The sequence below is a fragment of the Nostoc sp. DSM 114159 genome (assembly GCF_053470285.1).
The window spans coordinates 4,147,734-4,164,033 of the sequence record NZ_JBPFEH010000001.1 but is presented as its reverse complement, the minus strand read 5'-3'; the positions used below and the strand labels follow the sequence as shown (position 1 = coordinate 4,164,033).

Sequence of the window (16,300 nt, the reverse complement as noted above, 5' to 3'; positions counted from 1 at the left end):
GTCATTTGTCATTGGTTATTTGAAAAATAACTGACATACTTCACTCTCTCCATGCCCCATGCCCCATTACCTAAAGGAGTTTTATCATGACTGAATTAGCGCCAATAATTCAATTAGGCAATCCAACATTGCGCCAAAAAGCTGCTTGGGTTGAAAATATTCAAGATGAGCAGATCCAAAAATTAATTGAAGATTTAATCGCCACTGTTGCCAAGGCTAACGGCGTGGGAATCGCTGCGCCTCAAGTAGCACAATCCTATCGTTTATTTATTGTGGCTTCCCGTCCTAATGCTAGGTATCCCAATGCGCCAGAAATGGAACCTACTGCCATGATAAATCCCAAAATCATTGCTCATTCAACTGAAGTTGTCAAAGATTGGGAAGGTTGTTTAAGTGTTCCAGGAATTCGGGGGTTAGTTCCTCGCTATAAATCTATTGAAGTCGAATACACTGACTCTGAAGGTAATTTACAAAAACAAGAATTAACCGATTTTATCGCTAGGATTTTTCAACACGAGTACGATCATCTCGACGGTATTGTATTTGTAGATCGTCTAGAGAACACTCTTGATATGATTACTGAGCAGGAATACCAACAACGAGTAGTTAACAAATAAATGGGAGTGGGGAATGGTGGTGAAAAAGCTAACGATTAACCTAACCCCCTAACCCCCTTCCCGACCTTTACGGAAAATTATGTACAAATGTTAAATAGCTAAGGGCAACACCAAGTTAAACGCGAAGTAGCAAGAGTCCATTTTTTAAAGTTTGATTCCACAGAGATGATTTTTGAGCTTCTGGCAAAGAAAGAGGCTGATTTACTGATAACGGTGGTTCTTGTTGCAGAGATAGTTGCCACCAGCCAACATCGTGCCACTTACTAAATTTATATCCAACTCTGTAAAAAACACCTAGAGGCAAAAAACCGACAGCCTCATGCATAGCTACACTTGCTGGGTTGGGTAAAGCGATCGCAGCAAAAACGTTATAAAATCCTTGGAGTTGCAGCAAGCCAAAAAGAGAAGTGTATAAAGCTTTAGCAACTCCTTTTCTGCGATATTCAACATTTACATACACGGATGATTCTACAGACCATTGGTAAGCAGCACGAGTCCGATAGGGAGTAGCATAGGCATAACCTAGAATCTCACCGTTAATTTCACACACTAGCCAAGGCATCTGCTGTTGATAGTTATTGATGCGTTTTTCAAATTCTGTTTTGCTGGGAGGCTCTATCTCAAAGGAAATTGAAGTTTCCCACACAACAGGCGCATAAATTGCCAGCATTTTTAAAGCATCACTTTCGTTAGCTAGTCTAATTGCAGCTTTCACAACAGATCCTTTTTGGATTTTAATAATTGGCTAGAAACTAGGTTTGAAAAGGCTTTTGGCTTAAGTTTACATCAAAGTCACGCATGAGGGTGCAATGACTCTGGGAATTGTCTTAAGCGTGTGCTTCACAAACTTGCTCGCCCCGCCACAATTGATACAACCGTGTAGCTGGCATAGTCATATATAAAACATCGCCATCACTGAGGTTTGTTTCTAATAAATCCCAGCCGTGAAGAGTTTGGTGATTTGTTTCTACGTACAAAGGTACACAGTCAGCAGACATTGCTACGTCTTTCACCCACTGACCGCAAAAGACGTGTGAAGCTGTAATTACAGTGGCAAAAGCTACCCAAAGACTATCGGCTGTGATGCCATTGCCCAGGATACGTCCCCCTAGTGCAGCGGCGGCAAAAGCTGGTGCTGCTAATTCAGCCGGACTCAGCACTGCATCGAAGCCAAATAGCTGTTGGGCTATGCCAGCAAAATCAGGATCGCCATAATGAACAATCACCGGAATACTGGGTGCCAAACCTTTGGCTTTGAGGGCAATTTCCAAATTGGTAGCATCATTGCTAGTAACAGTAATCACTGCGGCGGCAGAGTTTATATTGCTAGCTTTGAGTATTGTGCGGAAGCTGGCATCACCCTGAATCACAGGGATACCGAGTTCGCGGGCGGTGTTGATATATTTACTGTTGGAGTCGGGTTCAACAACGACAACTTCATGTCCGCTGGCGTGGAGTTGCTGAACAATTCTCACCCCAATACCACTCAAGCCACAGACAATGTAGTGCGATCGCTGGGGAATTCGGGCTGCATCCCAAAATTGCTTAAAGCGGCTTCCTAAGACAAAATCGGTGAGCATGGCATACCAAATACCAATCACCACTGCTCCAACCAGCATCATAATAACAGTAAATAACTTAATACTGTTAGGAGCATTTTCTACTACTTTGTCATTGCCACCCGCTCCCGTAATCATGCCGACAGAAAAATATAGAGCATCCACAGGAGACAAACTCAACTCAGCCGACATATAGGTAAATGTAGCGATCGCAATAACCGTCAATAATGCAATAGCACCCACTACTACCGATCGCCCATGTTCCTGAAACTGCCTCAGATTAGTCATAACTTTCAGCAGTTTTCTAATCAACGATCTCCGGGGAGAACGGATGCGGGGTTGTGTACCAATAATTATGCGATCGCCTACTTGAATCTCTTGGCCAGCTATGACAGCTGATACTAAATCCATCTCACCTTTGACTGGTAAGTAATAAATTAGCATCCGCGATCGGTCTGACCACAATTCACTCAGCTTTCGACCTTTCCAGAAGTGGTTTTGATCGATGTATTCTTCGTGAATTGGCCAAGTTTGCTGAAATAATTTAATTTGTCCGATCGCTCGGTTTCCCAGCGCTGCAAAGGTGAATACGGGTGCTGCTAATCCGACAACACTCATACTCAAATGGTCTGGCAAACTTTGATCTAGGCGCTCACCCAAATTTGTATTATAAAAACGGTTAATAATCCGAATCTGGGGATTTAGCACCCGCGCTTGCATCATAATAGACAAATTCAGAGCATCTTTAGATCCAGCGATGACTAAAGTGTGTGCCTGTTGAATTCCTGCTGCTGTCAGGGTAGAAGCTGCTTGTAAATCTCCAACAATCACATCTCCTGCGGTTTCGCCAGGGATAGATTGATGATGAATGCCAACAACGAAGGCTCCCTGATGTCTCAGCAGACGAAAGGTTTTATATCCGGTACGTCCTAAGCCACAAACAATAATTCTGGGTTTCATGAAACGGCAGCATCTTTTACAGGTAGGGCTGCATTTCTAGTTAGTTATCAATATTGATTGTTGCCCATTTTTCTGGAATATTACTGTAGCTGACAACACGATTGTTTTAATTGGAGGCAGGGGGCCTTCTTCCCCTCAAGCTTGTGAGAAATGGGAGGCAGGGTTTGAACAGGCAATAAAATAATCTAGAAAAATATGGCAATTTTTGTAGGTTGTGATACGCTATCTGCTTGAGAAGTGTGGAGGAGCCGAAAATGACTAAGCTGCGGGTGGGGTTACTGTTTGGCGGTCGTTCGGGAGAACATGAAGTTTCGATCAAATCAGCACGGGCGATCGCTAACGCCTTGAGTGCAGGGGAAAATGCTAGTAAGTACGAAATATTGCCTTTTTACATCCAAAAAGATGGCCGCTGGCTAGCAGGAGAACCACCCGAAAAGGTTTTAGCAACCGGCAGTCCGTTACTGGAATCGGCATCAACTTCTGAGGGAAATCTGACATCCAACCCTCAAGCCCAAACTCTGAGCAATTGGCAATCTCCCTCTCAAGTTGCCCAAGTAGATGTTTGGTTTCCCATTCTCCACGGCCCCAACGGTGAAGATGGAACGATTCAAGGGTTACTCACCTTGATGCAAGTCCCTTTTGTCGGTTCTGGGGTGTTAGGTTCGGCAATGGGAATGGATAAAATTGCCATGAAAATGGCTTTTGAGCAAGCAGGATTAGCACAGGTAAAATACAAGGCGGTAACTAGATCGCAGGTTTGGTCTAATCCGTGCGTATTTCCGAAACTGTGTGATGAAATTGAGGCAACATTAGGTTATCCTGCTTTTGTCAAGCCTGCTAATTTGGGTTCATCAGTGGGTATTGCCAAAGTGCGATCGCGCCCAGAATTAGAAGCTGCTTTAGATAGTGCTGCCAGTTACGATCGCCGACTAGTTGTAGAAGCTGGGGTAGTCGCTAGAGAAGTTGAGTGTGCCGTTTTAGGTAACGAGCAACCCCAAGCCTCTGTCATTGGAGAGATTACTTATGACAGCGATTTTTATGATTATGAAACTAAATATACTGAGGGTCGGGCAGATTTACTGATCCCAGCCCAGCTTCCAGAGGCGATCGCTCGTCAAATTCAGGACATGGCTTTGCAAGCCTTTGCTGCTGTTGACGCGGCTGGGTTAGCAAGGGTAGATTTTTTCTATGTGGAAGCAACACAAGAAGTATTTATTAACGAAATCAATACCTTGCCAGGCTTTACTGCAACGAGTATGTATCCTCAACTCTGGGCCCATAGTGGAGTCTCCTTTCCAGAATTAGTCGATCGGTTAATTCAACTTGCTCTTGAAAGGCATTCTCCTAGCTGACAGAACAAAGAAGCAAACTGATTTCCGATTATTACGGTAAAAAGCCACAATAAATACAGAACTTTGGCAAAATTTAGCCAGATTTGGTAGCTTATGTCTTACAAAAAAGCTACTTAAATCTAAATTTTGTTACGGATACCTGATGCTTGACTCCTCCAGTACAATTTATTCACTAGAGGGGTACAAATCTGAAAGTAATCATGGAAAAAAGTCAGAGTGTACAGCGCGAGCGAACCCAATTAAAAAGGGCTACTCCAGAGCTGACAAACAGGAAATCGAGACTAAAAAACAGCTCGAATGTTCTGATATATCTGGTTGCACATCATCCTTGGCTATTGTTAACCGGGTGTTTAGCCATGTTTATGGGAGGTGGTGCCTTTGCCTTATATAGCTTAGGTAATGCTGGCCCCGTGCCACAAGAAGAACCAGAAAAAATCCCAGTTATAGTTGAAGAACCAATTAGTCCGCCCTCTGAGAATAGCAATCCTACACCTTTATGGATGGTTGCTGCGATCGTTCTCAGCTGTGGCGGTGGTTCTTTGCTGATTTTCCGAGTGCTTAACCGCACCAAGCAACCGCAAAAAGTTCAAAAACAGGTTAATCGCCATCAGGTACGCTTGGCACAGAAGCATTACCAAAAATTGGAACCAAATCTTCCCAAGAGTCAGCCAATTTTTGTGCCACAGCCACAACTAATGCCCCTGATGCAGATGCAACCGAAAACAAAGCATCTGGTAACTGTTCTCCCAGCAGAACACAAGCACCACCTGGATACGCGCACAGAACCCTTAGCAGAATTGATGGATCTTCGTAAAAATAGTTCATTGTCTGCTATTTTACGCCAGTATTAATACTACCGTAAAGTAAAACCCCGTTAAATTAACACTTTTTGCCAATTAGCTTGGCTTAGATTCCCGACTTTCTTTAAGAAGTCGGGAATCTTGTTATAGCGTTTTCCATTCAGATGTGGTACGAGGTCATATCGCAAGGTGTAGGCAATACTTTTCGGTTAAGGGAGAAAGGGGAAAGGGAAAAGGTTTGAATTTACCTTTTCCCCTTTGCCCTTTAACCTTTTCCCAGACCAAAAGAGAGATTATTAGGCTTATCCGAAAAGTATTGAAGGTGTAGGGGCACGGTATGCCAAAAATCTCGTTTCTAGCCTCTGGCTAGAAATGCTGCTCTTGGTGGCTCTGCCGCGAGTTCGGGAGGTAGATCCTCTCATTAAGCATTCCCAATCTGAAACTGGGAACGAGATAATATACGAATAATTAATTTGCTATATAGCGGTTTAACTGCTTTAAAAAAGTTAGATATGAGCAATTAGGATATTTAAAAACTTGCCAAAATGGCAACCAGCTTTTGACGATTCAAGTTAAATTGTATGAAGATAAACGACTTCAAGGGTTTGATTATCAGGGGCTACCACCTAAGAGGATTCCTTTTGTAAAACACTATTTACTAAGTGATTTACAAAAACAAAAAGCTATCTATAACAATTATTTGCAGAGGATTTATCTCAGTAAATAAGTTCAATAATTAGGTTTGGCATTTGCTGCAACAGGAATATTAAATGCGTGCAGGCGTTGTTGAACTACGCATTAGCCCCCAATAGGGGTAACGTCTGTATACATTCCTGTTCACTTCAGCAGCAAATGATAGAGTGGGAGTTTGAAAGCTGACTGATATGCTTCCTCCCACTCTCTTTTTATCAAAACAAAATTCAGGAGTCAGGATTCAGGAGTCAGAATGAATTTTGTGCAACTGGTATATAGCGCAACAGTAGCACTCCTGCACAAAAGCAAGCTACGCGCATCGTCTATCTGCAACACGCTGCGCGAAGTAGAGAGCGTCTGAATCACCGGATTAATATTACTGAATTCTGGCGTATCTGTTTTCTTCTTTAAAAATTAGTATCTTGTAAAAACTTAAGAATCGTTTTATTCAACACCGCAGAAGCCCCTGTTGAGGCATCATGACAACAGTTAGATAAAATCTGTAATTTGGAATTGGGGATATGTTGATGTAATTTTTGACCATGACTAGCAGGAAACCAACTATCTTGCTCACCCCACAAAACTAGTGTGGGACACTTAATTGCACTCAGGTTATTTTGAATTTTGGTGAGCATATTGGGCTTATTTGCTTGCCAATTCTCAATTTCTCGCGCGGCTATTTGTAACTCTTCGGCAACTTTTGCGATCGTACCAGGCAATTCAGTAAACGGGTAAGTTATCCAATAGATATCTTCCTGCGTTAAAATTGAGGGATCGAATAATACCCTACGTCTTTCTATTGCCATAACTTCTTTAAATAGAGGTGCAAACAAATATGCCAGACGTAAGGAGTCAATTGTTTGCATTATTTCTAAGGGCGTTTGGGCAAGCAACCACATAGACCAATGAGGTAGCTGTTCGGCAAAAACAGGTACATTTACTACTATAAGCCGTCCGATTAACTGCGGGTTTTCTTGAGCAAGAGCAAGGGCAACTAATCCCCCTAAAGATTCTGCCACAATGACTGCGGGTTCATCACATAATGCCTGAATAATTCTTTGAAATTCAATAACTTGATGACCGTTGTGTTCTTTACGAGACAATGGTTTTTCGGAAAAACCAAAACCTTTGGCATCAAAACAAATTACTCGGTAATATTTAGATAATGCTGCTACGCTGTGCCGCCAATTGTAGCTCCAACTCCCCATACCATGTAATAAAATGAGCGGTTTACCTCTACCTCTTTCGCCATAAGCAATTTGTACAGGATACCCTTTAGCGTCACTAATAACTAAACTTTGCCGCCCTTTGGGAAAAGTAGCTTGCCACCAATCTTTCATTCTTTTATCAATAAACAATTTAACCGCCTGTAAAGGCGTTCCACAGGATTCTAATTAGGATCACAGGCAATGCTACTAAGACAATGGAGATGAGCAATAATCCAGCCAAAACGGCAAAGATAAACCATCTGTCTGCACTCTTTTGCTCGCTAGGAAACTTTAAGTATTCTTCCAAGAGCTTGATATTATTAGTGTTAGCTCTCCAGGCAACATCAAAAAAGTCTCCTAAAACTGGGACAGCGCCTACCAAGCCATCAATGATTACGTTCAAAACCATTTTACCTAGAGTGGCTCTAGATACGCCTAGCCGTGCTGCTTCTAGAATAATGTAGCTAGAAAACATTATTCCCAAAAAATCACCACCAATCGGTATGAGTCCTAAAATTGGATCTAAACCAAAACCAATCTTTGTGCCAGGAATGGTAATAATATTATCCAGCAGCCGACTTAGCTGACGCAGGCGCTTCAAGGTGGGTGCTTTGGCATCAGGTTCAATCATCGGAAATCGAGCAGGAGAATCAGGCATGGAGGCGATCGCTAACTTTGTATTGAATCGTTAGATATTTTACTCCCCTACTGAGCTTTTGCAATCATTTTCTCAAGGATTTACGAATTAATATTTGACTTGTGATTGTGGCTGGGCTTTTAAGCGCATATCTTCGCCGACAGTCACGTTTAACTGATCGCCGATTAACAGAACAGCAGCGCTCATTGACAGCCAGAGCATTAAAACTATCACTGCTCCTACAGCACCATATACTTTATTATAATTGCCAAAATTCGCCACATACAGCCGAAATAGGGCAGACAACATTGCCCAAAAAACAGCTGCTAAAATTGCTCCAGGCATCATTGGCGTGCCTGAGTTCCACTTGCTTGGGCCATAGCGATAGACAAAGCCAAAAGCGACAGCGACAATACTTAAAGCTAAAGGCCAGCGTAACAGTAGCCAAAGATGCAACAAAAAGATTAAAGAACTATTTTCGCGCACTACTATTCCCAAAAGCCAGTCGCTAGTAAACACTGAGAAAGAAGCCAATACTAAAAGCAACATAGTACCGACTGTTAATCCCAGAGAGACAAGCTTGGCCTTCCAAAAGGGGCGGATATTTTCTGGAGGAATTTGATGGATTTGATCGAGGGCTGTCATTGCGGTACTCACCGCTCCAGAAGCAGTCCAAATTGCTAATACAAAGCTTAGAGAAAATAAACCACTGTTTTTGGAGTTAGTAATTTCTGTGGTAGCAAAATCACGAATTAGCTCCAGAGCTTGTTCGGGTAGGATTTGACTTAGTTGTGCCGCCAGCTGTTTAAAGGTGTTTTGTAAAGATTCTGCCAATAAGCCAATGGCTGTGATGATAGCAAGAATTGCTGGAAACAGCGATAGCATGGCATTAAAGGCGATTTCCGAGGCGAGTCCAAAAAGTCGCCTTTCGATTGTTCTGGAAAAAGTTTTTTTAATCGTGCGCCAATTGAGGTGGCGAAAGAAGCGAAAAAAACGAAGCTTTGGCATAATTTAGAGTTAAAACTGGTTGGGTTTATTAACTACTGTGCTAAATTTTGCGTAGCGATCGCATCTATACTTTCTACCGCAAGAATACTGAGTCAAGAGTTTCTAATTAATGACCATTGAGCAATGACTAATGACTATTAATGTATGAATCAAGATTTAACACAACAGTGGTTGACAGAAATCCAGGTAATCAAAGAGCAGATGGCACAGCTTCAACACGAGCGCGATACAGCTTGGGAAAGTGCCCAAAAATGGCGTCAGCTTTACAACACAGAAGCAGAACAACGCCGTACAGATACTCAACTTTCCCAACAGACGATCGCTTCTCTCAAAGCAGAACTGCATAAACTCCAAGGTCTTGAAATAGACACACTAGCTGCTGGGACACCAGCAACTATCCAACAAGAAATAGAACAGCTAAAATCTGTGGAAGACTTGCAAGCTAAACTGATCGCCGCAATTAAAGAACGCGATCGCCTCTTGCAAGCTTTGAAAACTGAGCAGGACAATCATGCCCAAACCCGCAATAGCCTTACTACTGCATTGGGTGATGCTATTGATAGCCTGACGCGCGAACGAGCAGGAGCAGGGAGCAGGGGAGCAGGGAGATGAGGGAGTGAGGGAGATGAGGGAGACAAGGGGACAAGGGAGACAAGGAGATAAATAAAACTCCTAACTCCTAACTCCTAACTCAGCACTCTTAACACCCAATGCCCTAAAATCCCATTGCCTCAGCTACTGCGCCCAGTTCTGCTGCGATACCTTGTTTAAATTGACTGTGATTGTGTTTAATAGCTGTATCTGGGTCTTTTAAACCATTGCCTGTGAGGACACAAACCACTGTCGCTCCTGTAGGAATTTGGTCTTTCACCTGCAACAACCCAGCGACAGAAGCGGCGCTAGCAGGTTCGCAGAAGATACCTTCTGATGCTGCCAAAAGTCGATAGGCGTCGAGAATTTCGGCATCGGTAACGGCGTGGAAATTTCCCTGACTGGCGGTTTGGGCTGCGATCGCTAACTCCCAACTTGCAGGGTTGCCAATCCGAATTGCTGTCGCTAGGGTTTCGGGATGCGCCACTGGCTGACCGTGGACTAAAGGGGCTGCACCTGCGGCTTGGAATCCCATCATCTTGGGTAAGCGATCGCACTTTCTGGCTTGATGATATTGACAAAATCCCATCCAATATGCTGTGATATTTCCCGCATTGCCCACGGGAATACACAACCAGTCTGGTGCATCACCCAATGCATCGACAATTTCAAAGGCTGCTGTTTTCTGTCCTTCTAGTCTGTAGGGATTAACTGAATTCACCAAAGTGATCGGATAGCTTTCGGCCATGTCGCGGACAATTTCTAAAGCTTGGTCAAAATTACCTTTAATTGCCAATACTTCTGCACCGTACAACAATGCTTGAGCTAATTTGCCCAGTGCTACATAACCGTCGGGAATCAGTACAAAAGCATTCATACCTCCGCGTCTGGCATAAGCGGCGGCGGCGGCTGAGGTGTTGCCCGTGCTGGCACAAATGACTGCTTTTGCCCCTGCTTCCTTGGCCTTGGAAATTGCCATAGTCATCCCCCGGTCTTTGAAGCTGCCGGTGGGATTAAGACCGTCATATTTTACAAAAACCCGTACTTGTCTGCCAATGCGTTCTGCGATCGCTGGCGCTGGTATTAGAGGCGTGTTACCCTCCAACAGAGTCACAATCGGTGTTTTTTCGCTGACAGGCAAGTATTCGCGATAGGCTTCTATCAGTCCAGGCCAGGGTTGGCGATGAGATGTAGCAACAGACAGGCTCAAAGTCACGGGATTTAAAATTTCTTAATGTAAGGATTGGATATTTAGAAAGTGTGGGATCGGGAAGCGCAAAATGGGAAACAGGAAGAAAGTAGATTTTTCGTTACCAGCTGGCTGTTCAGAGTTTCCTAATCCCAAAGAATCTTGTTAAGAATATTATTTTTTGTGGTGCAAGCGTTTCACTGACTATTTTATTTAGAACGTTAATTTATCATAAACTGCCACGGCGACTTCGGTTCAACAAATTACCTCAGAGGAGACTGACAAGGTAAAAAATCATCTGTAAATCTATAGGACTCTTATTTGATTTTTGAACAAGACTGAGTACGTGTTTATCCTATTTTTTATTTTGTGTTCCCTGTCTATAGAAGTAAATTCTCCGAATTAAACCTGATTTCTATATCAGACTTACGTCATAACTCTCTAAAACTCTTCTTTATCCGTGGTTTTAGTCGCGTTTAGTGAATCATTTTATTCAATCATGTCTATGTATTTTCCTCCTCTATGTGTTTTAGTGAAGATAGGAAAATACTTAAGAGGCTGTCTCTTTTTGATGTTAGCCTTCCACCTCCCTTTCTACGAGAGACTGCACCAAGTGCCAGTGCTTCGCCCTACATTTTTTCATGATTTAGGATAATTCTTGATATAGTCTACATATAATTTCTTGCGTAAATTCCTCAAAAACAGCGATAATCATTTGTACAACCATAATAGACAGAGTATAAATTAACTATTCTTAAGTACCTTCCCGTGGAAGGATGCTTTACACACTTGAGTCAGTGTTTTTTTGGAACACAGCCATTATAATCACCGTCTTTTATGATTGAACCCAAAATCCATTAGAGTAATTGATTGAAAATATACAATTATTTAATAAAGCTTAAAAGAGCATTATTATAATATTTCTAATGGTGTGAGTTAAATAGTGGATTTAATTAACGATGCCTACTTATTTATCTAGTGTTTCCGATCGCGAGTCCCAGACTGCCTGGGTCAGTAAGTTAACCAAGTCTTATTATCAAGACGATCAGCAAGCTAAATTGATGCATTTACAAGCAGAGGTAGACTCTTTGTTGCAGCAGTTGGAAAACCTGAAGCACCAACGTCTAGCCGAAACCAACCAAAAAGAAGAATAAGTCAGTCTTCTAGATAGCGATGTCTACGACGGGTGGTTCCTGAGCGCAGCCGTACCACTTCGTGGAAGCAAGCTACGCGCAGCGTCTCCGACAGGAGAAGGGCTACGCCTACGCTTTTCCCCTCTTTAATTTAAATTTGAGTAAAGGGGAAATTTGAGTCAGGGGTGCGTTATTCAAAGCGCTGATTTTTATCTGACCAGCGCCTCAAACTGTAGTTATGAGCATTTTCTACCAGTAAAGCTAAGGATTGCACCCCTGAAATCTTGGCGATCGCAGAGAGTCTTTGTAAGTAATTTCCTGTAAAATCAGTGTAAATAACTTTATTTGCATCAGACAAAATTATAGTGCGATCGCGGCGCTGCTCTGTGTTTTCTCCCTGAATTTCAGATGTCCCCTGACTTAAGGATGCTATTGCTTCTGGTGAGATAGTCAAGATTATTTCTGGTTGAGCGTTATTTGTTAAATCAATCACTTGAACGGGCCAATCACCCAATTTTTCCTGCATCTGTTCAAAGCTAGGAATAGCACTAACCGGAAATTCACCGGATTTTTGTAAAGATTGCCATAGACTCGATAGCATTACCTTCACCCCTTGGGGATTTTGTTGATGCAGTTCTCGTAAAGTAATAGGAGATGGTTGCACCCATTCCAATGCGGCATTTGTCAAAGCTAAAGGTTTGGGTTGGAGAACATCATTTTGATTATCTGGAATTTTTGGCCCAGCAGCTAATAGGCGCAAAACTTTACCCCGTAGTTGCACCGCTTTGATAGCGGCTATAGTAATTTTTTGCTCTCCATTTGGCAACCAAACTACAATCTGGATTTCCGGGTCAGAACTGATTCCCAAAGTTTTCCAGAAAAATTTGGCGGCGTCAGTTTTCGGTGGGTTGAAATTCTCAAAAGGAAAATTTAGCCAGCGTTTCCCGTCATTAAATGCACTTACCTCCACCTGATACCAAACTTGGTTATCCGTAAGTTTCAAATCTGCTGGGGAATTTGGTTGCAGCCATTCGGTGTTGGTAACTTGAGTAATTGGTTGCACCGTACCAACAATCTGACTAGGGTGAGTCGAGGATATTTGCGATGTTCCCTTACCATTGAGTCTTGATAATAGACCTTGAATATAGGCAAGATTCTCTTTTGTAATTTTTGGTTGCGCTTTTAACCAAGAATTAGCGTGTTCTTCTCCTCGCTGAACTGCTAAAATTAACGCGAACCAAGCTTGCACCTCTCGTCTATTTGGGTTCACCTGCAACGCCGCCACTGTGCGATTCCATAACCGTTTTTCATCAGCTTTGAGTAGAGTAGCAATTTCTTGGGCATTATGTGGCGAGGTTTCAAACACCTGTAACGCTTTCTCCCAACGACCATCAATCAAATCTGCTAGCACTTCTTGACTAGGACTTGCCCAAATTTTCTGGGCTTGGGTTTTAGTAAATTGAGAATGCAAGCGAATCAAATTCATTTGTGCTTGCGCCGCTTCTGGTAAAACTCCTTTGCGCTGTTTCTTGATGAATTTCAACCATTCAAAGGCTGGTGTCCACAATCCGCTACGAGCAATTGACAAGGCACTTTGGTATCCAAAATCCTTGAAGGTCGATGATTGGAGGCTAATCGCCTCCAATTGAATTGGTTTGAGGAATAACTTCAAAGACTTGACTTGGTAAACCTGTAAGTGCGGTTCTAAACCTACTGTTTGATCGATAACTAACTCTTTTGTACCATCACCAGTTACCTGCTGCCATTTCGGCAATTGTCCATTAGGACTAGTCCAAGACAACATTTGTAGTAAATTGGTGCGTTCTGGATTGTAGTATACGACATAACCGTAGCGGATCGTATCAGTTGCTTGTTGGCGTTTACCCCGCAAATCAAACCAAACCCCTGATGATGGTGTCTTACCTTCAAAGCGTTGCACTTCAGTTAAAGGTAGGGGAATACTGATATCCTGGGGTTCTGAAGTTCCATCAAGCAAAGAAGAAATCACAAAGGATTCATCTGGGCCAGTTACAGATAATTGAGTCGCTAAATAGTAGTAATTTTCTGACTGAGATTTAAACTCTAACTCTTCTGAGCGCTCGTAAACCCTGAGTTCCACAAGTTCTTCACAATCAGATTGACAATTAGCACGTTGTTGAAAAACTGGTAGTAAAAATGAAGTTTTCACATCCTGATTTAAAGGCAGGGTTTTCCCAAATATTTGGTTTTTTTTACTCAAATCGAGTTTAATTTGTTTGAGAGTTTGGGGGCGTTCGTGCTTACCAAGGGGGATTTGTGCCCATGCAGGTAAAATTTTATTTAGCCAGCTTACCTCGTCTGGATTGAAAATGAAGAGAACACTAATCCAGGCAAAAGCCATAATTAGACTAGCACTACTTAAGATAATTGCGTAGCTTGCCGCCGTAGGCATCGCTAATATTGATGACAACCAACTTCCTCGTTTTAGCTTTTTCTGGGGTTTTTTAGCGACGCGTTTCATCGCACCAGCATGAGGTTGATTTGGTTTAGAGGCTTTTGGCTTCAGCTTGCGTGAACGATTTGCCATAGATTCGGGATTAGAGAATTGAGGATTAGGGATTGAGAAACTTTTTCCTAGTCCCCAGTCCCGAATACCCAATACCCTGTTATACTCGCCCTTGCAAAAGTTGCCCAGAAGCATTAAGTCTAATTTGGGGCAAAATCCGTAAATGTCCCCATGTGAACTCTAAACGATCGCGAATACACTCTTCACTTAAGTATGTGAGCAGAGTGTAAAAAATTGAAAGGTAGACTTATTAGCCGCAGTCATCGCAAAACCTGGATGCTCGCATGGTTACTAATTGTGGGAGTAAATGGAGTTGCACAAAAAGCATTAGCACAAGAATACATCAATCCAGAAACCACTCAGGAAATAGGAGTTCAGGGCGATAATATTATTCCCTCATCCTCCTCCATTTCCCCAGAAGAACCGATGGCCCAAGTTACATCGGTATCTCAACTCAAGGATATACAACCCAACGATTGGGCATTCCAAGCCTTACAGTCTTTGGTGGAACGCTATGGTTGTATAGCCGGCTATCCAGATAGCAGCTATCGCGGTAATCGCGCCTTAACTCGGTATGAATTTGCTGCGGGTGTAAACGCTTGTTTAGATAGAGTCAACGAATTAATCACTACAGCCACCAACGATTTAGTCACTCGCGAAGATTTAGCAATATTACAAAAATTACAGTCAGAATTTGCCCCTGAATTAGCAACTTTGCGGAGTCGTGTTGATAATTTAGAAGCCAAAACTGCTGAAATTGAAGCCAACCAATTCTCAACAACAACTAAACTCAGTGGATTACTGATAGTTGGTATTCAAGGACGAACTAACAATCGTGGTGATGTTAATCCTAGAGATGGACAAAAGGATACAGATGATGCAGGGACAAATATTAATGTTATTTCCCTGGCGCAGCTGTATTTAACTAGTCAAATCACTCCCAGTAGTTACTTGTTTACAGGTCTTTTAGATGGTAACGGAACAACTGCGCCTAGATTTACCAATAGTGTTTCTCGGAATGATGTTTTACTTGGCTACGAATTTCCTACAGATAGCTTAATTGTAAGTGACCTAAATTTTCATTGGCTGGTGACAAATAAATTAGCAGTAATGGTAGGAACAGAAGGCGTAAGTATGCCAGCTGCTTTCCGAGGCCCCAATCGGGTAGAAAGCGCTGCAACAGGGCCATTATCTTATTTTGCCCAAAGAAACCCAATTTTAAATATGGGATATGGTCACGGCGGTATAGCTATTGATTGGCAATTTGCTAAACGCGCTAGTTTGCAGGCAATTTATACTAGTTATCAACCAGGAAATCCCGGTAAAGGTAGCGGTTTATTTGATGGAACCACCACTACAGGTGTACAATTACTGCTGACACCAACTGATACTCTAGATTTAAGTTTATATTACGTTAACAATTACGCTTCCGATGGTTGTTTGCTAACCTTTGTTGGTGATGAATGCTTAACTACAGTTAATACCACTACCGGAAAATCAGCACCGCTACAAACTAACGCCGTGGGTGCAACTCTTACTTGGCAAATTTCTCCCCGCATTAGCGCAGGTGCGTGGGGTGGTTATACTAAATCTTATATTCCTGGGCAGTCGGGAAGTGTAGAAACAACAAATTATATGCTGTTTCTGAACTTCCCTGATTTATTGAAGAAAGGAAATTTAGGAGGAATTTATGTCGGTCAACCTCCTAAAATCACTCGTAGTGACTTACCTGTAGGAAATAATGTCCCTGATTTTATCAATACAGGCTTAGGACGAGCAGGTGGACAACCAGGCACGACCACTCAAATTGAGGCATTTTATCGTATTCAGTTAACAGATAATATTAGCATTACACCAGGAATAATTCATCTTATCCAGCCTGGTAACACACCAGATAGTGACTCAGTTACTATCGGCATTCTGCGGAGTACTTTTAGTTTTTAATTTTAGTTTCACATCATAAGAAGCTTCCGCGCTTTAACACACGATGCGCTGCAAGCCAGCGCTC

At 42.5% G+C, this 16,300-nt stretch carries 13 protein-coding genes; 6 read left to right on the top strand and 7 right to left on the bottom strand.

What is annotated here, in order from left to right; genetic code table 11:
* The first annotated feature begins 86 nt into the window (after positions 1–86).
* Entirely contained in the window at positions 87–617 is a 531-nt protein-coding gene (gene def, locus ACR5KR_RS17235; protein WP_322704675.1) for a peptide deformylase, read from the top strand.
* Between the two features lie 115 nt (positions 618–732).
* Here the strand turns inward: def and ACR5KR_RS17230 are convergent, their stop codons facing one another.
* Complete coding sequence (locus ACR5KR_RS17230) at positions 733–1,332, bottom strand: arsinothricin resistance N-acetyltransferase ArsN1 family B (RefSeq protein WP_445631304.1); 600 nt, start codon at positions 1,330–1,332, stop codon at positions 733–735.
* A gap of 112 nt (positions 1,333–1,444) precedes the next feature.
* Positions 1,445–3,136: an NAD-binding protein gene (locus tag ACR5KR_RS17225; protein WP_445631305.1), complete on the bottom strand. Its 1,692-nt coding sequence runs from the start codon at positions 3,134–3,136 to the stop codon at positions 1,445–1,447.
* A gap of 254 nt (positions 3,137–3,390) precedes the next feature.
* Here ACR5KR_RS17225 and ACR5KR_RS17220 point away from each other — a divergent pair, with 254 nt between their 5' ends.
* Positions 3,391–4,488 carry a D-alanine--D-alanine ligase family protein gene (locus tag ACR5KR_RS17220; RefSeq protein WP_448267313.1) on the top strand — a complete coding sequence of 366 codons (1,098 nt, stop codon included), beginning with the start codon at positions 3,391–3,393 and terminating at the stop codon, positions 4,486–4,488.
* Between the two features lie 200 nt (positions 4,489–4,688).
* Positions 4,689–5,339, top strand: coding sequence for a hypothetical protein (locus ACR5KR_RS17215; RefSeq protein WP_445631307.1), 651 nt, complete (start codon positions 4,689–4,691; stop codon positions 5,337–5,339).
* A 1,049-nt stretch (positions 5,340–6,388) separates the two neighbouring features.
* On the opposite strand, the gene ACR5KR_RS17210 is transcribed toward ACR5KR_RS17215, so the two are convergent.
* From ACR5KR_RS17210 to ACR5KR_RS17200, 3 genes are all read right to left on the bottom strand, one after another.
* Positions 6,389–7,321, bottom strand: coding sequence for an alpha/beta fold hydrolase (locus ACR5KR_RS17210; RefSeq protein WP_445631308.1), 933 nt, complete (start codon positions 7,319–7,321; stop codon positions 6,389–6,391).
* Between the two features lie 19 nt (positions 7,322–7,340).
* Entirely contained in the window at positions 7,341–7,847 is a 507-nt protein-coding gene (locus tag ACR5KR_RS17205) for a DUF4112 domain-containing protein (protein ID WP_448267311.1), read from the bottom strand.
* 87 nt (positions 7,848–7,934) lie between these two features.
* Complete coding sequence (locus ACR5KR_RS17200) at positions 7,935–8,834, bottom strand: YihY/virulence factor BrkB family protein (RefSeq protein WP_448267310.1); 900 nt, start codon at positions 8,832–8,834, stop codon at positions 7,935–7,937.
* Positions 8,835–8,978: 144 nt separating this feature from the next.
* Here ACR5KR_RS17200 and ACR5KR_RS17195 point away from each other — a divergent pair, with 144 nt between their 5' ends.
* Complete coding sequence (locus ACR5KR_RS17195; RefSeq protein ID WP_445631311.1) at positions 8,979–9,446, top strand: hypothetical protein; 468 nt, start codon at positions 8,979–8,981, stop codon at positions 9,444–9,446.
* Positions 9,447–9,549: 103 nt separating this feature from the next.
* On the opposite strand, the gene thrC is transcribed toward ACR5KR_RS17195, so the two are convergent.
* Entirely contained in the window at positions 9,550–10,641 is a 1,092-nt protein-coding gene (gene thrC, locus ACR5KR_RS17190; protein ID WP_445631312.1) for a threonine synthase, read from the bottom strand.
* 932 nt (positions 10,642–11,573) lie between these two features.
* On the opposite strand from thrC, the gene ACR5KR_RS17185 reads away from it, so the two are divergent.
* The gene (locus ACR5KR_RS17185; RefSeq protein ID WP_194041136.1) at positions 11,574–11,768 is read left to right on the top strand and encodes a hypothetical protein; all 195 of its coding nucleotides are present in this window, start codon (positions 11,574–11,576) and stop codon (positions 11,766–11,768) included.
* 169 nt (positions 11,769–11,937) lie between these two features.
* On the opposite strand, the gene ACR5KR_RS17180 is transcribed toward ACR5KR_RS17185, so the two are convergent.
* On the bottom strand, positions 11,938–14,313 hold the full coding sequence (locus tag ACR5KR_RS17180) for a hypothetical protein (RefSeq protein WP_448267309.1): 2,376 nt from the start codon (positions 14,311–14,313) through the stop codon (positions 11,938–11,940).
* A 255-nt stretch (positions 14,314–14,568) separates the two neighbouring features.
* Here ACR5KR_RS17180 and ACR5KR_RS17175 point away from each other — a divergent pair, with 255 nt between their 5' ends.
* Positions 14,569–16,236 (top strand): iron uptake porin, encoded by a 1,668-nt coding sequence (locus ACR5KR_RS17175; protein WP_448270241.1) that lies wholly within the window; start codon positions 14,569–14,571, stop codon positions 16,234–16,236.
* Positions 16,237–16,300: the final 64 nt, after the last annotated feature.